Source organism: Pseudomonas panipatensis (assembly GCF_900099785.1).
Lineage (GTDB): Bacteria > Pseudomonadota > Gammaproteobacteria > Pseudomonadales > Pseudomonadaceae > Pseudomonas > Pseudomonas panipatensis.
Window position 1 is genome coordinate 1 of the sequence record NZ_FNDS01000001.1, and the last position, 18,224, is coordinate 18,224.

General features: G+C 68.5%; 16 protein-coding genes and 1 rRNA gene. 10 read left to right on the plus strand and 7 right to left on the minus strand.

Annotation, left to right across the window (positions count from 1 at the left end; all coding sequences use genetic code 11):
* The first annotated feature begins 179 nt into the window (after positions 1-179).
* The 6 genes from rrf to nahK all read left to right on the plus strand — a co-directional run bounded on the left by rrf (position 180) and on the right by nahK (position 9,490).
* Positions 180-295: ribosomal RNA gene (gene rrf / locus BLQ74_RS00010) — 5S ribosomal RNA — on the plus strand.
* Between the two features lie 264 nt (positions 296-559).
* Positions 560-1,363: a substrate-binding periplasmic protein gene (locus BLQ74_RS00015; RefSeq protein ID WP_090259525.1), complete on the plus strand. Its 804-nt coding sequence runs from the start codon at positions 560-562 to the stop codon at positions 1,361-1,363.
* Between the two features lie 213 nt (positions 1,364-1,576).
* The gene (locus BLQ74_RS00020; protein WP_090259526.1) at positions 1,577-3,199 is read left to right on the plus strand and encodes a methyl-accepting chemotaxis protein; all 1,623 of its coding nucleotides are present in this window, start codon (positions 1,577-1,579) and stop codon (positions 3,197-3,199) included.
* Positions 3,200-3,316: 117 nt separating this feature from the next.
* Positions 3,317-5,626 (plus strand): pyrroloquinoline quinone biosynthesis protein PqqF, encoded by a 2,310-nt coding sequence (gene pqqF / locus BLQ74_RS00025; protein ID WP_090259528.1) that lies wholly within the window; start codon positions 3,317-3,319, stop codon positions 5,624-5,626.
* Positions 5,627-5,739: 113 nt separating this feature from the next.
* A complete protein-coding gene (gene nosP, locus BLQ74_RS00030) occupies positions 5,740-6,903 on the plus strand; it encodes a nitric oxide-sensing protein NosP (RefSeq protein ID WP_090259530.1) in 1,164 nt (387 codons plus the stop codon).
* Entirely contained in the window at positions 6,833-9,490 is a 2,658-nt protein-coding gene (gene nahK, locus BLQ74_RS00035; RefSeq protein ID WP_090259532.1) for a hybrid sensor histidine kinase/response regulator NahK/ErcS', read from the plus strand. Before nosP ends, nahK begins: the two co-directional genes overlap by 71 nt.
* Here nahK and BLQ74_RS00040 read toward each other — a convergent pair whose 3' ends face one another.
* The 7 genes from BLQ74_RS00040 to BLQ74_RS00070 form a co-directional block, all read right to left on the minus strand.
* Positions 9,491-10,351 carry a DMT family transporter gene (locus BLQ74_RS00040; protein WP_090259534.1) on the minus strand — a complete coding sequence of 287 codons (861 nt, stop codon included), beginning with the start codon at positions 10,349-10,351 and terminating at the stop codon, positions 9,491-9,493.
* 9 nt (positions 10,352-10,360) lie between these two features.
* Positions 10,361-11,026 (minus strand): response regulator AgmR, encoded by a 666-nt coding sequence (agmR, locus tag BLQ74_RS00045; protein WP_090259536.1) that lies wholly within the window; start codon positions 11,024-11,026, stop codon positions 10,361-10,363.
* A gap of 58 nt (positions 11,027-11,084) precedes the next feature.
* On the minus strand, positions 11,085-11,639 hold the full coding sequence (locus BLQ74_RS00050; RefSeq protein WP_090259538.1) for a PQQ-dependent catabolism-associated CXXCW motif protein: 555 nt from the start codon (positions 11,637-11,639) through the stop codon (positions 11,085-11,087).
* A 105-nt stretch (positions 11,640-11,744) separates the two neighbouring features.
* Positions 11,745-12,557, minus strand: coding sequence for an ABC transporter permease (locus tag BLQ74_RS00055; RefSeq protein WP_090259539.1), 813 nt, complete (start codon positions 12,555-12,557; stop codon positions 11,745-11,747).
* The gene (locus BLQ74_RS00060) at positions 12,554-13,285 is read right to left on the minus strand and encodes an ABC transporter ATP-binding protein (RefSeq protein WP_090259541.1); all 732 of its coding nucleotides are present in this window, start codon (positions 13,283-13,285) and stop codon (positions 12,554-12,556) included. Before BLQ74_RS00060 ends, BLQ74_RS00055 begins: the two co-directional genes overlap by 4 nt.
* Entirely contained in the window at positions 13,282-14,250 is a 969-nt protein-coding gene (locus BLQ74_RS00065; RefSeq protein ID WP_090259544.1) for a YVTN family beta-propeller repeat protein, read from the minus strand. Before BLQ74_RS00065 ends, BLQ74_RS00060 begins: the two co-directional genes overlap by 4 nt.
* Before the next feature lie 20 nt (positions 14,251-14,270).
* Positions 14,271-15,473 (minus strand): ABC transporter substrate-binding protein, encoded by a 1,203-nt coding sequence (locus BLQ74_RS00070; protein ID WP_090259547.1) that lies wholly within the window; start codon positions 15,471-15,473, stop codon positions 14,271-14,273.
* 155 nt (positions 15,474-15,628) lie between these two features.
* Here BLQ74_RS00070 and BLQ74_RS27350 point away from each other — a divergent pair, with 155 nt between their 5' ends.
* From BLQ74_RS27350 to BLQ74_RS00085, 4 genes are all read left to right on the plus strand, one after another.
* Positions 15,629-15,784, plus strand: coding sequence for a hypothetical protein (locus BLQ74_RS27350; protein ID WP_170842745.1), 156 nt, complete (start codon positions 15,629-15,631; stop codon positions 15,782-15,784).
* A 328-nt stretch (positions 15,785-16,112) separates the two neighbouring features.
* Positions 16,113-16,550: a cytochrome c-550 PedF gene (gene pedF / locus BLQ74_RS00075; protein ID WP_090259549.1), complete on the plus strand. Its 438-nt coding sequence runs from the start codon at positions 16,113-16,115 to the stop codon at positions 16,548-16,550.
* A 5-nt stretch (positions 16,551-16,555) separates the two neighbouring features.
* Positions 16,556-17,437 (plus strand): substrate-binding periplasmic protein, encoded by an 882-nt coding sequence (locus tag BLQ74_RS00080; RefSeq protein WP_090259552.1) that lies wholly within the window; start codon positions 16,556-16,558, stop codon positions 17,435-17,437.
* Positions 17,438-17,465: 28 nt separating this feature from the next.
* Positions 17,466-18,212 (plus strand): quinoprotein dehydrogenase-associated SoxYZ-like carrier, encoded by a 747-nt coding sequence (locus BLQ74_RS00085; protein WP_090259555.1) that lies wholly within the window; start codon positions 17,466-17,468, stop codon positions 18,210-18,212.
* Positions 18,213-18,224: the final 12 nt, after the last annotated feature.

Genomic DNA, 18,224 nt, shown 5'->3' on the forward strand with positions numbered 1-18,224 from the left:
CGCTGTGAGGCGTTGAGCTAACCAATACTAATTGCCCGTGAGGCTTGACCATATAACACCCAAACAATTTGGTGTTAGACGGTGAAGTCGACGAACCGAAAGTTCGCAAGAACCGCAAATGCCTGAATCACATACCCGAATTCGGATGAGCGTTGAAAGACGAGCATCCTAAAGAATTGCTTGACGACCATAGAGCGTTGGAACCACCTGATCCCATCCCGAACTCAGTAGTGAAACGATGCATCGCCGATGGTAGTGTGGGGTTTCCCCATGTGAGAGTAGGTCATCGTCAAGCACCTATCCCAAAACCCCTGGTCAGCAATGACCAGGGGTTTTGCTTTTGCGCACGGAAAAGCTCGGAGCCTCTCTCGCGATTTCCTCCTGCGGGGCGCGCCTTGGCGCCTGTTTGGGGCGGGGCCCGCGCTGGCTGGCGTCCGCTCCGGCAGGTGCATGGGGCGATCTCCGCTCGGCTCGGCCAGTCGTTGCTCGCGATGTGATCCGGGTCCGCTTGGCACTGCACCTGATCTCCAGGAGGTGTGCTAAAAAGGCCGACCGCTCAATGAGCAACCACGTATTCCCGCAGATTGACCGACGCATGCGACCACTGAGAGTGCTCCTGCTGATGTGTGCAGTCCACTTGCTGGCAGCGGGCTCCGCTGTCGCGCAGGCGCTGCCGCAAACATTGACGATCCTGGTGGAGGATGCCGCCGACCCTTGGTCGAAGAGTGACGGCACCGGTTACTCCAACGATGTGGTGATCGCCGCCTTCAAGGCGATAGGGATCGAGGCGCGCCTGAAAGTCGTGCCCTATGCGCGCTGCAAGCACCAGGTGCTGAATGGTGATGTGGTGGCCTGCTTCAACATGACCTGGCAACCCGAACTCGAGGGCAAGGTCCGGCTGGCCGAGCAGCCGATCTATCGGGTCAATAACGATGTCTTCGAGAGCCTCGACGCCCCCTTGCCGAAGCCGGCGGACGGCCAGTGCAGCTTGCCGCCCGGCACGCTGCTCGGCATTACCAGGGACTACGAATACTCCCCCCAGGTCGTGGCGCTGGAGACTGCCGGCACGACGTTCGAGAGTGCCCAGTCAGACCTACAGAGTCTGAAGAAGCTGGCCGCGCATCGCATTCAGGCGGCGCTGGTGATCACCAACGACCTGCAGGACAAGATGCAGCGGGTAGTCCAGGCCGGTACGCAAAAGGCCGTGCGCTTCGCCTTCAACTGTGGAACCACCACGGGGACACTCGGCTTCAGCCTGGCGCACCCGGACGGCCTGCGGGCCCTGCACGCCTATGAAGAGGGATACCGGCAGATCCAGGCCAACGGTGTGCTGCAGCAGATTCATGCACGCTGGTTTCCCTAGCGCGTCGGCCGGGCGAGAAACGCCGTCGCTGGCCGAATCGCTACTTTCCACGCCCAGCCCGATACCCCTTGTCGCCCTCCGCCATTGACCTCCCCGCTGAGCCGAGGCGGCGGCCGGCGGCCTGTCTCGCGTGTTTGTGTGCGGTAGCCGGCCGGATCGTTTCGAGGGAATCGGCGTGCTGCCGAGAAGCTTGTGTGTCCCAGGAGAACACCCATGCTCAGTCAATTCCGCATTGCCACTCGCGCCCTCGCCAGCTTCGGCCTGATCGCCCTGCTCGTCCTCGCTTTCGGTGTCTTTTCGCTCAACCAGATCATCCAGATGCGCGAAGCCGTGGTGCACACCGAAGAGGTGTCGCACGCCGGGACGCGCTATCTCGGACAGATACGCGACAACCAGTTGGGAATCCGCGTGATCACCCTGCGCATGATGCTCAACCGCGATCCCGACGTACTCAAGCCCACCGTCGAGCGCCTGGCATTCCTCCGTGGCGAGCTGGACAAGGCCATGGCCGGCTATCTGCGGGTCGCCAGCGAGGAAGCACGCGGCACCTATGCCGAACTGCAATCGGTGCTGGCCAGCTACAACCAGGAACTGGATCGCTACCAGGCGCTGTCCGCGAGCAACGACACCGAGGGCATGCTCAAGCTGCTCAACGGTCCGATCCAGGATGCTTCCAACCGCAGCGGCGACCTGTTCAATGCGTTGGTGAAGATCAACGCCGAGGCCGCCGCGCGCTACACCGCTGACGCCCGCGCCAGTTACGAAACCGCCAAGCGCGCCACCATCCTCGCCCTGCTGACGGTGTTCGTGCTCACCCTGCTGCTCGCCTGGGTGCTCACGCGCAGCATCGTCAAGCCGCTGCAAGTGGCCATCGAGGCTGCCGAGGCGATCGCCGAAGGCAAGCTCAATCGCAGCCTGCAACGCCCCCAGGGCATCGATGAGCCGGCGCAGCTGCTGCATGCCCTGGCACGCATGAAGCAGAGCCTGATCGACACCCTGCGGCTGATCAGCGATTCCTCCCATCAACTGGCCGTCGCCGCCGAAGAGATGACCGCCATCACCCAGCAGACCGCCAATGACCTGGGCAATCAGCACGATGAGGTGGAACAGGCGGCCACGGCCATGACCGAGATGACCACGGCGGTGGAGGAGGTGGCCCGCAACGCGGTGTCCACCGCCGATGCGTCGAAGGACTCCACGCTTACTTCGCAGCGCGGCCGCGAGCGCGTCGAATCGACCCTGCAGGCGATCCAGCGGATCAGCCTGAACGCCGACAGCGCGACGCAGCAGGTGGGCGAACTGGCCGAGCGCTCGGAAGAGATCGGCAAGGTGCTCGATGTGATCCGCGCCATCGCCGAGCAGACCAACCTGCTCGCGCTCAATGCCGCCATCGAGGCGGCGCGGGCCGGCGAGGCCGGGCGCGGGTTCGCCGTGGTCGCCGATGAAGTGCGCGCCCTGGCCGGGCGCACGCAGACCTCCACCCAGGAGATCGAGACGATGGTCGCCAGCATCCAGCAGGGCACCCGCAGCGTGGTCGAGAGCATGGGCGCCAGCCACCGCCAGGTGCAATCGACGCTGGGCGAGGCGAGCGTCGCCGGCACCGCGCTGAACGAGATCGCCGAGGCCATCCAGAGCATCCATGAACGCAACCTGGTGATCGCCAGCGCGGCCGAGGAGCAGGCCCAGGTGGCGCGGGAGATCGACCGCAATCTGGTGAACATCCGCGACCTCTCGCTGCAGACCTCCGAAGGCGCCGGGCAGATCGACTCGGCCAGCCAGTCGCTGTCGCGGCTGTCGCACAACCTCAAGGCGATGGTGGGGCGATTCGAACTCTGAGCCGGAGCGGCGGGCCCGGTGCCGGTCGGGCCCTGGCCTCGATCCAAAGAAGTATTTCCTTCTCGCTGCGGCGGGCTAAGGTGAGCGGAGTCGCCAACAGAGGCTGCGAACCGCCCCATGCACAACTGCCCTCGACGCATCGTCCTGGCCAATGGCTTGCGCCTGAACCTTATCCACAGCCCGGACGCGCCGCGTGCGGCGGCGCTGCTGCGGGTCGCCGCCGGCAGCCACGATGAGCCGGAGGAACACCCGGGGCTGGCGCATTTCCTCGAACACCTGCTGTTCCTCGGCGGCGCTGGCTACCGCGACGGCGAACGGTTGATGCCCTGGGTGCAGGGCCGCGGCGGGCGGCTCAATGCCAGCACCCAGGCGCGGACCACGGATTACTTCTTCGAGGTGCCGGCCGAGGCGCTGGGCGAAGGCTTGGCGCGGCTGTTCGACATGCTCGCGCGGCCGACTCTGGCACTGGACGCACAACAGCGCGAGCGCGAGGTGCTGGAGGCCGAATTCATTGCCCGCTCCGCCGATGCCGACAGCCTGATCGACGCCGCCCTGGCCCTTGGCCTGGCGCCCGGTCATCCGCTGCGCCGCTTCGTCGCCGGTCGGCGCGCGAGCCTGGCGCTGGAGGAAGAGGCCTTCCAGCGCGCACTGCACGATTTTCATCAGTGCCACTATCGGGCGGCCAACCTGAGCCTGTGGCTGCAGGGGCCACACGCGCTGGATGAGCTGGAGGCCCTGGCGCGCCAGCAGGCCATGCTCCTGCCGGCGGGGCCCGCCCGCGTCAGCCCGGCGCCGCCTTCGCTGTTGCCGCTGCTGGACGCCGACCTGCACCTACGCCTGCCCGGTCCGCCGCGCCTGGTGCTGGCGTTCGCCCTCGATGCGTTTCACCCGGCCGACGAGCAGGCCCTGGAGCTGTTCGCCGATCTGCTCGCTGATGAGTCCCCCGGTGGCTTGCTCGCCCATCTGGGCGAGCAGGCGCTGTGCGATGGCCTGCGGGTGCGTCTGGCCGGCCGGGCGGCGGGGCAGGGGCTGCTGGTGGTGCAGTTCGAGCTGGTCACGGCGGCCGCCGCGCCGGCCGTCGAGGCCGCCTTCCTCGGTTGGCTCGATGCCTTGCGCGCCGCCGGGCCACAGGCGCTGGCCGGGCGTCTGGCGCTCACGGCTGTGCCGGGCCTGGCGCCCCTGGAACAGTTGCAGCAGCGTGTGCGCGGTATTCCCGCAGCACTGGAGCTGACCTGGCTGGAACAACTGCGAGCGCCGCGCATGCTGCGTCTGCACCTGGGCGCCGAGGTGCACGGCGAGTCGCTCGAGTCGGCCGGTTTCGCCCTCACCCTGGCGCGCTCGCGGGCGCGGCCCGTGGCGAGCGCTCGCCGCGACTGGGTATTTCCCACGGCCTGGCCGGCCAGCACGGCGGCGAGCGGCGCGCTGTACCTGCGTTGGCGTTTCCCGCAGGCGCCCTGCCGCGCGCGCTTCTTCGCCCTGCAACGAGCGCTGCGCCCGCGGGTCGGTGGCGCGCGTCTGGCCGGCGTGAACCTGCGCTTCACGGAGGTCGGCGGCGATTGGCTGCTTGCCCTGCATGGGCCTGGCGAGCGCCTGGACGATTGCCTGGCGCAAGCCCTGGCGCTGCTGCGCGACCCGCCTGCCACGGCGCTGGCCCAAGGTCCGCGGTTGTTGGCGGCGGAACAGCGGCGGCGGGCCGCCGAGTTGCCGATTCGCCAGTTGCTCGATGCCCTGCCGCTGGCCCTCGCCGGGCCTCCCGCCGAGCACGCGGAGTGGGCCGCCGCGCAGTGGGATTGCCTGGCTTGCGGCGCCACGCCCGTGACGCCGGAGCAGGTGCCGGGCCGCGCGGCGGCGACGGCCTTGCGACCGGCGCCGCCGAGCAACGCCCGGCAGCGACTGAGCCTGGCCATCGACGGCGAGTCGGCGCTGCTGCTGTTCTATCCGCTGGGCGCCCGCGACGCGCGTAGCGAAGCGGCCTGGCGCTTGCTCGCGCGTGTCATCGAGTCGGCGTTCTTCCAGCGCCTGCGCAGCGAACTGCAACTGGGCTACGCGCTGTTCTGCGGCTTCCGCCAGGTGGCGGACCAGCGCGGTCTGTTGTTCGCCGTGCAGTCGCCGCATGGCCGGCCGGCCGACTTGCTCGGGCATATCGAGGCGCTGCTTGGCGAGCAGGGCGAGAGGCTCCGGCAACTGCCCGCGGAGCGCCTGGCGAGCTTGCGCCAGGCGCTGGCCGAGGACCTGGCCGCGATGCCCACCGATGCCGTCGGTCGCGCGCAGCTCGCCTGGCAGGATCATCTCGCCGGCGTCGCCGCCGATCATGCGCAGCGCCTGGTCGCCGCCGCCCAGGCGCTGAGCCATGCCGATCTGCTCGCCAGCCACGCCGCGCTGATGAATGGCCAGGGTGGCTGCCGGGTGCTCTACAGCCGGGCCTGAGGCCCTTGGCCCGCTACTTTCGGAGGTGTCCGGCGCGACCCAAGTAGCATAGGGGCGTCGCCGTGCGCCTCCTTAGAATGGTCCCGTCGAAATCCGGCTATGAGCGGCAGGCTATGCACGAAGGGCAGACGGAAGGGGTGGTGCGCGGCATGTCCGCGGCGAAGGACGTCGAGGTGGTCGCCCAGGACCTGGCGCGGCAGTTGATCCACCCGCACCTGGGCTTCGTGCTGTTCTTCTGCTCCGCCGAGTACGACCTGCCGGCCCTGGCCGCCGCGCTGGAGCAGTACTTCGGCGGCATCGAACTGGTCGGCTGCACCACCGCTGGCGAGATCACCCTGCAGGGCTACGGGCGCGGCTGTGTCAGCGCGGTGGGCTTCGACCTGCGCAGTTTCGCCATCGCCAGCGCGCTGATCGACGAGATGGAGCGCTTCAGCCTGATCGACGCGCAGCAGATGGTCGAGTCGCTGGTGGCCGACTGCCGCAGCAGCGGGCTGGCGCCGATCAAGGGGCACAGCTTCGCCCTGACCCTACTCGATGGCCTGTCCAGTCGCGAGGAAGTGGTGCTCGCCGCGCTCAGCGCCGCCCTTGGCGCCATTCCGCACTTCGGCGGCTCGGCCGGCGACGACAATCACCTGACCCACACCCATGTCTATTACCGTGGCCAGTTCCACACCGGCGCGGCGGTAGTGGTGCTGGTGAATACCTGGCTGGATTTCGAGGTGTTCACCACCCACCACGTGGTGCCGCGCGGCGAGAAGCTGGTGGTGACCCAGGCCGACAGCGCCAGCCGCCGGGTCTTCGAACTCAACGCCGAACCGGCGGCGCTGGAGTACGCGCGTCTGGTCGGCGTACCGCTGGAGACGCTGGACTTCGCGCTGTTTTCCGCCCACCCGCTGGCGGTGCGGATCAAGGATCAGTACTACGTGCGCTCGATCCAGCAGGTCAACGACGACCTCAGCCTGACCTTCTACTGCGCGGTGGAGAACGGCATCGTCCTCACCGCGATGGACACCGGGCCGCTGCTGCCCAACCTGCAGACGCAGTTCCAGCGCCTGCACGAACGCCTCGGCCCGCCGCTGCTGACCATCGGTTGCGACTGCTTCCTGCGCCGCCTGGAGCTGGAGGTCGCCGACGACACCGAGGCCACCGCCGCGTTTCTCCGCCGCCAGCAGGTGATCGGCTTCAACACCTACGGAGAGCAATTCAATGGCATGCACATCAACCAGACCTTCACCGGCGTCGCCATTGGCCAGCCCCGAGGCGCAAGCGCTCGCTGAACTGCAGGCGCGCGTCGCCTGCCTGGAGCAGGAGAACGCCAAGCTGCAGCGCATCAACGGCGCGCTGATCGAGCGCATCGAGTCCAGCGCCTCGCGCGGCGACGGCGCCTATGGCGCCTTCCAGCATTCGGTGGAGCTGGCCGAGCAGGTGCGCGAGCGCACCGACGCGCTGAGCCAGGCGATGGCCGAACTGAAGTCGAGCAACCAACTGCTCAGCGATGCGCGCCTGCGCGCCGAGACTGCCCACCAACACCTGCTCGACGCCATCGAGAGCATCTCCGACGCCTTCGTCCTGTTCGACCCGCAGCAACGCATCGTGCTGTTCAACGAGCGCTTCCGCGCCTTCTGGGCGCAGACCCGCGCGCGCGTCGGCGCCGGCATGCGCCTGGCGGAGCTGCGCCGGCTGGCGCAGAGCAGCGGGCTGATCGTCGAAGAGCAGCGCAGCAGCGACGACGAACACAGCCTCTACCGCCTGCGCAACGACCGCTGGGTGAGGGTCAGCGAACGGCCGACGCGCGACGGCGGCCTGGTGGTGCTCTACACCGATATCACCGAGATCAAGCTCAGCGAGACCCTGCGCCGCGAGCAGGCGGTGGCGCAGAAGTCGCACCTGCTGCAACGCGCGGTGGATAACCTTTCCCAGGGCGTGGCCATGGTCGGCAGCGACGGCGCCCTGGAGCTGTGGAACCGGCGCTTCCTGGAACTCTGCGGGCTGGCGCCGATCGAGGCGCACCGGCCGTTCGCCGATGTCATGGCGGACAGCGAGCTGCCGCTGCTCACCCCCAGCAGCCGTGGCGCCGCCGGCACGCCGCTGGACGCTCTGGAGCAGCGCCTGTTCGACGGCCGCATGCTGGAGATCCGCACCCACGCGCTGCCCACCGGCGGCTTCGTCAACACCTTCACCGATATCACCGAACGCTACCGTCACGCCGAGGCGCTGCGCGCCAGCGAGCGCTGGATTCGCCTGATCACCGACCAGGTGCCGGCGCTGATCGCCTACCTCAGCGCCGACCTGGTCTACGAGTTCACCAACAAGGTCTACGAGGAGTGGTACCACTGGCCCAGCGGCTCGATGCTCGGTCGCAGCCTGCGCGATGCGCACAGCGCCGAGCACTGCCAGCGCCTGGAACCGTACTTCGAGCGCGCCCTGTCCGGCGAGAGCGTGACCTTCGAGATCGCCGAGACCAACCTCTCCGGGCAGGAGCGCTACATGCAGCGCGCCTACGTGCCGAACCGCCAGGCCGACGGCCAGGTGATCGGCCTGTTCGTGCTGATCCGCGACATCACCGAGCGCCGGCGTACCGCCGAGGCGCTGCACCAGGCCTACCAGAACCTCGAACAGCGGGTCCGCGAACGCACCGCCGAGCTGACCAGCCTGAACGACCAGCTCAAGCGCGAAATCGACGAACGCAGCCAGGTCGAGGCGCGCCTGCGTGAAGCCAAGCGCGAGGCCGAGCAGGCCAACCTGTCGAAGACCAAGTTCCTCGCCGCCGTCAGCCACGATCTGCTGCAACCGCTGAACGCCGCGCGGCTGTTCACCAGCGCCTTGCAGGAGCGCGGCGCGGCGGTCGGCGGCGATGGCCTGGTGCGCAACATCAGCCATTCGCTGACCGACGTGGAGAACCTGCTCGGCACCCTGGTCGATATTTCCAAGCTGGATGCCGGGGTGATCAAGCCGGATATCGCCGCCTTCGAGGTCGCCGATCTGCTCGGCAATCTCGCCGCCGAGTACCGCCAGGTGGCCGCCAGCGAAGGCCTGCGCCTGGATTTCGTGGCCTCTGGCGCGCGGGTGCGCAGCGACCTGCAACTGCTCGCGCGAATCCTCCGCAATCTGCTCTCCAACGCCATTCGCTACACCCCCAGCGGGCGCGTGCTGCTGGGCTGCCGGCGGCGGCGCCAAAGCCTGTCCATCGAGGTCTGGGACACCGGCGTGGGCATCGCCGCCGACAAGCTCGGCGAGATCTTCCAGGAGTTCAAGCGCGGCGATGTGCAGCGCTCGCACCAGGACCGTGGCCTCGGCCTCGGCCTGGCCATCGTCGAGAAGATCGCGCGCATGCTCGGCCACCGCATACAGGTCGCCTCGGTGCCGGGCAAGGGCTCGCGCTTCGCCATCGAGGTGCCGCTGGCGCGTGGCGCGGTGCAGGCGCAGGCCGAGCCGGAGCTGGCCTCGGACAGCCCGCTGGAACGCCTGCGCGGCTCGCGGGTCTGGGTGCTGGATAACGATGCGGCGATCTGCGCCGGCATGCGCACACTGCTGGAAACCTGGGGCTGCCGGGTGGTCACCGCGTTGTCGGAAGAAGACCTGGCGCGCCAGGTGGATAACTTCCATGCCGAGTCCGACCTGCTGATCGTCGACTACCACCTCGACGACGGCCGCAACGGTGTCGATGCGGTGGCGGCGATCAATGCCCGCCGCGGCACGCCTCTGCCGGCGCTGATGATCACCGCCAACTACAGCAACGAACTCAAGCAGCAGGTCCGCGAGCTGGGCCACACGCTGATGCACAAGCCGGTGCGGCCGATGAAGCTGAAGACCGCCATGTGTCACCTGCTCGAACGCGGCGGCGGTCCCTGCGGCGCGGCCTGATCAGGCGCGCCCGGCGGCCGGCGCGCGGGCCTTGGCCAGGAGGATCAGGGCGATGCCGCCGAGCACCGCCAGCGACACCAGCAACAGCCGTGGGCTGATGGTTTCGCCGAGCAGGGTGGCGCCGGACAGCGCGGCGAGGATCGGCACGCTGAGTTGCACCGAGGCGCCCTGGATCGCCGACAGCCCCGGCAGCGCGCTGTACCAGATGGCGTAGCCGATGCCGGAGGTCAGCGCACCGGAGAGCAGGGCGTAGGCCAGGCCGGCACCATCCAGGCGCAGGCGCGCCTGGAACAGCAGGGCGAGCAGGGCGGCGAAGGCAATGGCGCGGAGGAAGTTGCCGCTGGTCACCGCCAGCGGATCGCCGCCGCGCCGGCCGAGCAGCGAATACAGCCCCCAGGCCACGCCGGCCAGCAGCATCAGCAGGGCGCCCGCCAGCGGCGGCGCGCTGGCGCCGGGCAGCAACTGCGCGAGCAGCCCGCCGAGGGCCAGGAGCAAGCCGAGCAGCGCCTGCCCGGCGAGGCGTTCGCCGCGCAGCAGACCGGCGAGGATCATGCTCACCTGCACGGCGCCGAACAGCAGCAGCGCGCCGCTGCCGGCATCCAGTTGCACGTAGGCATAGGAGAAGGCCGCGGCATACACGAACAACGCCGCCGCGCCGCGCCAGTCACCGGCGATCCGGCTGTCGCCGGCGCGCAGGCGCAGCAACAGGCCGAGCATCAGCGTGCCGGAGAGGATGCGCACGCCGGTGAAGCTCACCGCATCGATGCGGGTGGCCCTCAGGGCCAGGCGGCAGAGCAGCGAGTTGCCGGCGAAGGCCAGCATCGCCAGCAGCGTCAGCAGCAGGGTGCGCGCGCTGGGCACGAGCGAGCCTCAGCGGCGCAGGTAGGTGGAGAAGTCGATGTCGCTGGCGCTGAGGATCGCCTGCACGCGGTTGTGCACGTTGAGCTTGCGTAGGATCGCCGAGACGTGGGCCTTCACCGTGGTTTCGGCGATGTCCAGGTTGTAGGCGATCTGCTTGTTCGACTCGCCCTTGGTCATGCGCTCCAGCACCAGCAGTTGCTTGCGCGTCAGCGCCTGCAGGAGTTCCGGCGGGATGCTGTGCTCCTCGTGGCCGCTGCGCCGTGGCGAGGTCTTCTGCGTGCGGATGATGTCCGAGGGCAGGTAGACGTTGCCGTTGAGAATCTGCTCGATGGCCGCGGTCATCTGCCCGCGCGGCGAGGACTTGGTGATGAAGCCCACCGCGCCGTAGGTGATGGCCTGCAGCACCACCTGCTTGTCCTGCTCGGCGGAGACGATCACCACCGGAATGGTCGGGGCTTCGTTGCGCAGGCTCATCAGGCCGTTGAGGCCGTGCATGCCGGGCATGTTCAGGTCGAGCAGGATCAGGTCGAGGTCGTCGTGCTCCAGGGTCAGGCCCAGGGCGCTGTCGAGGTCGGCGGTCTCCATCACTTCGCTGCCGGGGAAGCCGTCGGCGATGACGTTGTGGATGGCCTCGCGGAACAGCGGGTGATCGTCGGCGATCAGGATCTTGTACATGGCCAGTGACCTCGTTGTTATCGTGCTGCGCGGCGCGCGGCAAGGCGCCGTGGGTCGATCAGGGATAGGGTTGCGGCTGGGCGTCCTGCAGGGGCAGACCGGCCTGTTCCCAGGCGTCGATACCGTCACGGTACCAGTACAAGCGGGTATAGCCCAGCGCGTGGGCACGCTTGATCGCGTTCCAGCTCAACCAGCAGTCGGATCGGCAGTAGAACACCAGCGGGCGGCTCGGGTCGCCATCGGTCAGGCGCCGCAGGTTGTCGCTGAAATAGGCCTGCCAGCCGGCGTCCAGTTGGCCATTGCCGGTATTCGCCAGCCATAGGCTGCCGGGCAGGTTGCGGTGCGGCGCGTCTTCGATGAACTGGCCGTTGAGCCACTGGCGGCGGTAGACGTCGACCAGCCGCGCGCCCGGCTGGCGCTTGAGGAAAACGCGCAGGGCCGGCGTGTCGAGGGTGGTGGCGTGATCGGCGCTGGGCGGCGTCGGGCTGCGGTACTGGCTGAGCCGGTAGCCGTCGGCGGAGAACAGCGCGGCATCCTCCGCCCGTGCCGCCGGGGCGGAAGCGATCAGCAGGCCCAGCAGGCAGCCGAGCAGGGCAGGGGCGAGGCGTGGCATGGCGGTATCTCGGGTTTTTCTTTTTGTAGCCGCCATTACATGCCAGGCGCGCGACTTTGCAAATGCGACGTTGAGAGGGGAAAAACAGTACTAAAGGATGAATTTTCAGCCCTTGCGCAAGGCCGCGTGTTGCGGGTTGAAGGTGGCCACCGCGAGGCCGGCGAAGAGCAGCGTCAGGCCCAGGCAGACGCCCAGCGCCAGCGGATTGAGGCGCTGGTAGAGGGCGAAGCGCACCAGCTCCACGGCATGGCTGAACGGATTCAGCGCGCACAGCCAGTACAGCCACTGGCTGGCCTCGCGCATCTTCCACAGCGGGTAGAGCGCCGAGGAGAGGAAGAACAGCGGGAAGATGACGAAGTTCATCACCCCGGCGAAGTTCTCCAGTTGGCGGATGCCGTTGGACAGCAGCAGGCCCAGGGCGCTGAGCAGCAGCGCCGCCAGCAGCAGCGCCGGCAGCGCGGCGAGCAGGCCCCAGGCCGGCGGCTGCACGCCGTACAGCCAGGCGATGACGAGGAAGGCGTAGACCTGCAGCAAGGACACCAGCGCGGTGGCCAGCAGCTTGCTGGCGAGCAGGAAGGCGCGCGGCAGCGGGCTGGTCAGCAGCACGCGCATGCTGCCCATCTCGCGGTCGTAGACCATCGACAGCGAGCCCTGCATGCCGTTGAACAGCAGGATCATGCAGCACAGCCCGGGGACGATGTAGGTCTCGTAGGTGACGTAGGTGTCGTAGGGCTCGATGATCGAGATGCCCAGCGCGGCGCGGAAGCCGGCGGCGAACACCAGCAGCCAGAGCAGCGGTCGCACCAGCGCGCTGAGGAAGCGCGAGCGTTGCAGGACGAAGCGCAGCCATTCGCGCACGACGATGCCGCGCAGGCACTGCCAGTAGGCACTGAGGGGAAAAGCGACGGCGCTGCTCATGCACAGGCTCCCAGGCCGGTCAGGTGGTCGAAGGCGTGGGCCAGGCTGCCGGCGTGCGGCGCGCAGATCGCCGCCGTTTCGCCCTGGGCCACCAGGCGGCCGCGATCGAGCACCAGCAGGGCGTCCTGGTCGCCCACCTCGTCGAGCAGGTGGGTGGTCCAGAGCACCGCCAGGCCGTCGTCGCGGCACAGCTTGCGGACGTGTTGGTTGAGCGCCTGGCGCGCCGCCGGGTCGAGGCCGACGCTGGCCTCGTCGAGCAGCAGCAGGCGCGGTTGATGGAGCAGCGCGCGGGCGATTTCCAGGCGCCGCCGGTGGCCGCCGTTGAGCGCGCGGACCTTGTCGTGGCGGCGTTCGTGCAACTGCTGGCGGAGCAGTTCCTGGTCGATGCGGGCGCTCGCCACGCTGCGCGGCAGGCCATGCAGGGCGGCGTGGTAGCGCAGGTTCTGTTCGACGCTCAGGTCCAGGTCGAGGGTGCTCTGCTGGAACACCACGCCGAGCTGGCGCAGGGCCAGGCGCGGTTGCCGGCGCAGCGAGCAGCCGCCGACCTCGATCTCGCCCTGCTGCAGGTCGTAGAGGCGGGTGAGCAGGGCGATCAGGGTCGATTTGCCGGCGCCGTTGGGCCCGAGCAGGGCGGTGAAGCGCCCGGCCGGCAGGCTGAAACCGACGCCATCGAGGGCGCGGCGGGCGCCGTAGGCGAAGGCCAGGTCGCGAACCTCCAGGGCGTTCATGGCGTCACCACCACGCCCCAGGGATAGCGCCCGACCTTGATCGAGCGGGTCACCTTGAGCGAGGGCACATCGATGACCGAGACGTCGCCGCTGATGCCGTTGGTGGCCAGCAGCAGGCTTTCGTCCGGGTTGAACGCCAGGTGCCAGACGCGCCGCCCGACCAGCAGGTAGTCGAGCACCTCGAAGGTCTTGGCGTCGACCACCGCGACGTGGTTGGCCGGGCCGAGGGCGACGAAGGCGTACTTGCCGTCACTGGTCAGCTTCACCCCCACCGGTTGGATCTTGTCCGGGTGCACGCCCTTGATGGCGAAGCGCAGGGTCTTGAGGATCTTGCGGCTGGCCACGTCGACCACGCTGACGGTGCCGCCGATTTCCGCCGAGGCCCAGACCTGGCTGCCGTCCTTGTTGAACTCCACGTGCCGCGGGCGCTGGTCGACCAGGGTGCTGTCCACCAGCGTCTGCGTGGCGGTGTCGATCCAGTGCAGCATGTTGGTGGTTTCGCTGGTGTTCACCGCCCACTTGCCGTCGGGGCTGACCGCCATGCCCTCGGGTTCGACGCCGACGTTGACCTGGCCGAGCACCTTGGCGGTCTGCGTATCGACCACCGTCACCAGCGAGTCGTTCTCGTTGGAGATGTACAGCCAGCGATCGTTGGGGTGCAGGGCGAACTGCTCGGGGTCGGCGCCCGAAGGCAGTTGCCTGATGATCTTGCCGCTGGCCAGGTCCATCACCTGCACGGTGTCGGAGTCGCTGGCGCAGATGTACAGCAGCTTGTTGTCGTGGGACAGCGCCAGGCCGCGCGGACGCTTGCCGGTGTCCAGGGTGCGGGTGACCGTCATGCTGTCGAGGTCGATCACACTGAGGTTGTTGTCCTTCTCGTTGGACACGTAGGCGGTCGCGGCGAAGGCCGGTGGCGCCAGGGACAACGCGATGCCGAGCAGGCAGGGCAGGGCGGATCTGGGCATGGCGGGTTCCTCAAGGGCCATCAGGGTTTGCCGGCGGCCAGGTTGCAGCGGCTTTCCGCTGCATCGAGGCCGAGGCTGTCGAGTTCGCTGTCGGGGTGCAGGAAGCCTTCCTGCGGCGAGGTGCTGGCCAGCGCGCGCGGCTGCACCAGCGGGATCGGCTGGCGCAACTGGCCGTCCCAGGTGCGGTAGCTGAGCTTGTAGCCCTTGAAGCCGTCCAGCGGCAGGTCCGGGCTCAGCGACAGCGCGCGGATCGCCATGGCGTCGGCGTCGCGCAGGCGCGTCACCGCGCTGGCGATGCTGCGCACGGCGATCCAGGCGGCGAAGTCGCGGTCGTTCATCCAGCGCTTGGCGTAGTCCTCGAAGCGTTTCTGCAACTGCGCGGCGCCGTAGGTTTCCACGGTCTTGTGCCAGCCGGTCGGCACCAGGCCCTGGGTGCCGGCCACCGGACGCGGCAGCCAGGTGTTGTAGGGCACGTATTCGCCGAAGTCGCCGTGTTCGTCGGCCACCAGCACCACGTCGTAATCGCCGGACTGGGTGAACAGCGGCATGTCGGCCTGGGCGCTGCGGCGCTGGTCGTTGGCGAAGGTGAAGGCCTTCTCTTCGATGATCGTCGCGCCGAAGCGCTTGGCCGAGCGGCGCAGGGCGGCGGCGTAGGCCTGGTCTTCCGGGCGCTGGCCGACGATCAGCAGCCAGTGGGTCCATTTGCGCAGGACCAGGAACTGGGTCAGGGCGTCGGTCAGCATCAGCCGGCTGGGCAGGGTGTGCAGTACGTTCAGCGCGCAGTCGCTGGCGCGCAGTTCGTCATCGGCGGCGCCGGCGTTGAACAGCAGGCTGTCCGGCAGCGCGCCGGCGAGCTGGCGCAGGGTCGCGGCCGGGGCGTTGACGACGAACAGGCGCAGGCCCTGGTCATGCAGGCGGCGGGCTTCGGCGAGGAGCTGCTGCGGGCTGTCGCCGCTGGCGCTGAGCAGGCTGTAGTGCTGATTGAGGAAGCGCCCGGTGCTGTTGTTGTCGCTGATCGCCAGCTCGGCGCCACGCAGGCCGGCGTCGCTCGGCTCGGGGATGACGTTGGAGAGCAGCGGGCCGGGATCGGGCGTGTAACCCAGGTAGCCGATGCGTACGTCGAGCGCGGCGGGCGCGTCGGTGGCGCGGGCATCGAGGCTGAGCAGGGCGGCGCAGGCCAGCGCGAGCAGGTAGGCCATGCCGTGTAACGCGAACGGGCGCATGGGCGACTCCTTGTTGTTGTGTCGCCAGCATAGGAAGCGCCGTGGGGGCGGAAAATATGCAGAAAGTAGCGTTGGGGCGATACCAAGGTAGTAGGTCGCTCGCCGCGTCGCGGCTCTAGCATGGCGGCACAAGAACCAGAAGAGGAGCCGTCGCCATGCGCATCGCCGTCACCCTCGTCCTGCCGATCCTGCTGATGCTCAGCCTGTTCGGTTTCGACTTTCTCTACAGCATGAAGACCCAGCAGGCCGCCGGTCAGGCGCAGGCCACGCGCCTCTGCGCCGAGGGTCGCGCCTGCCACCTCGGGCCCTGACCCGCGTGGCGCCGGCCGGCTGCTCGCGCCGGCGCCATCCCTCGTCGCGTCACCCCGTCCGGCCGGGCGCATGGCGGCGTCCGCCGTTCCTTCACGTCTTCCGTCGCGCCCCGTCGTGCGCCTGGCCCGGCCCGGCGGCATCCGGCCGCGCGGGCCTTTCGCCAGGGGCGCGGGGGCCGTCTGGCGGCGTACCGCCGCCCTAGTACGAAGGGAGTAGGCAAGGTCATCCAAAGCAGCATTCGGGGTGTCCGCTGGCGTTCTTAACATGCATCCCATGGCGCTCCACCGGACGCCTCGCCTTGCCCAGCATCTCAAAGAGGATGAAGTGATGAACAACAAAAACTCCCTGCGTGGCCTGCTGCTGCTGGCCGGTCTCGCTGTCTCGGCCCTGGTCTTCGCCCATGGCGACGTGACCCCGCAGGCGGTGGACACCAAGGGGCTGGACCCGCTGGGCAAGGACTGGCGCGATAGCAACCCGTACCGCGCGCCCTACGCGAACAACAAGCTGGCGGTGGAAATCGGCGCTTCCGCCTACACCCAGAACTGCGCGCGCTGCCATGGCCTGGAGGCCATCTCCGGCGGCATCGCGCCCGACCTGCGCAAGCTCGATCCGGGCACCGAGGGTGACGAGTGGTTCAAGGAGCGGGTGATCAACGGTGCGGTGCGCGATGGCGCGGTGTACATGCCGAAGATGGCCGACTACATCAGCCAGGAAGGCCTCTGGGCGATCCGCAGCTACCTGGAAAGCAAGCACGTCGACGAGTGACCGCCATGCGCCTGCTGACTCTGTTCGTGGCTCTGTTCCTGCTGCTTTCGCAAGCGCAGGCCCATGTGCGCCCGTACGACGACATCGTCGCCTCGGGCGTGCTCAAGGTGGCGGTGTACGAGAACTTCCCGCCGTACAGCTTCGTCCAGGATGGCCAGGCGCACGGGATCGACATCGACCTGGCGACCCGGCTCGCCCAGGGGCTCGGGTTGCGTCCCGAGTTCCTCTGGGTGACGCCCGGCGAGCGCATCGACGATGATTTGCGCAACTTCATCTGGAAGGGCCATTACCTGCGCCCCGGCGTACTCGCCGACATCATGCTGCGGGTGCCCTACGATCGCGAATTCTCCAACCGGCGCAATGACGTCGGCGAACTGGCCAACGCCCAGGTGGTGATGTTCGGCCCCTACCAGCGCGAGCGCTGGCAGGTGGTCAGCGACACCCGGCGGCTGCCGCAGGTGGACACCATCGCGGCGTTCCGCGAGCACCGCATCGGCGTCGAACTGGACAGCGTGCCGTCGTTCTACCTCAGCTCGGTGCTGGGCGGTCAGCTCAGCGCCATGACCGAGCACTACCCGAGCACCCAGGCGGCCTTCGACGCCATGCGCGGCGGCAAGGTCGACGCGGTCATGGCCCTGCGCGGCGAGCTGGACTGGATGCGCGCGCAGGCCCATGACGACAACCTGAAGAATGCCGAGAACGCCTATCCCAACCTCGGTCAGCCGGAGTGGGACATCGGCATGGCGGTGCATGAAAGCAACCGCCAGCTTTCCAACGCCATCGACGGCGAGCTGGAGGATCTGATCCACAGCGGCGAGTTGGCGAAGATCTATGCCGGCTACGGCTTGCGCTACGAGTTGCCGGGGCTCTACCAGGACGTGCAATGAGCGGCGCGGCCGCTCCCAGGGAGACGTGATGCGCAGACGCAGCCTGCTCTTCGGCCTCTGCGGCCTGCCGCTGTTGGCGGCGGCCGTGGAGGGTGATCCGATGCCCTCGGTGATGTGGGACTTCCACCACAAGCGCCTGTTGAACGGCGAACCCTTCGTCTTCGACCCACGGGTGAAACTCAGCGTGCCGCCCTTCGCCGAGGACGCCCGGCAGGTGCCGGTGGAGGTCGATGCGCGAGCCTTGCCGGGGCGCTTCGAGCGCCTGCTGCTGTGGGCCGAACTGAACCCCATCGCGCATGTGCTGACGCTCTATCCGGGGCCGCAACTGGAGCCCTTGCTGGCGGTGCGCATCCGCATCCAGCAGGCCACGCCGATCCGTGCCGCGTTGCGCGGCAGCGATGGCCTCTGGCACGTCGGCTCGGCCTGGATCGACGCCGCCGGCGGTGGCTGCACCGCGCCCAGCGTGGTGCGTGCGCAGCCGGGCTGGGAGGAGCGTCTGGGCCAGGTCCACGGGCGGCGCTACGAGCGCGGCGCGAACAGTCGCCTGCGCCTGTCGGTGTCGCACCCGATGGACAACGGCCTGGTCGGCGGCATCCCCGAGTTCTACCTCGACCACGCCGAGCTGCGCGGCAGCGAGGGCGAGCTGCTGGCGCGCCTCGACCTGTTCCCGGCGGTCAGCGAGAACCCCACCTTCACCTTCGAGGTGCGCGGTCATCCGCACACCCAGCTCTGGCTGCACGACAACAATGGCAACGAATTCAAGGCCGGGCTCTAGCCGGTCGCCTGC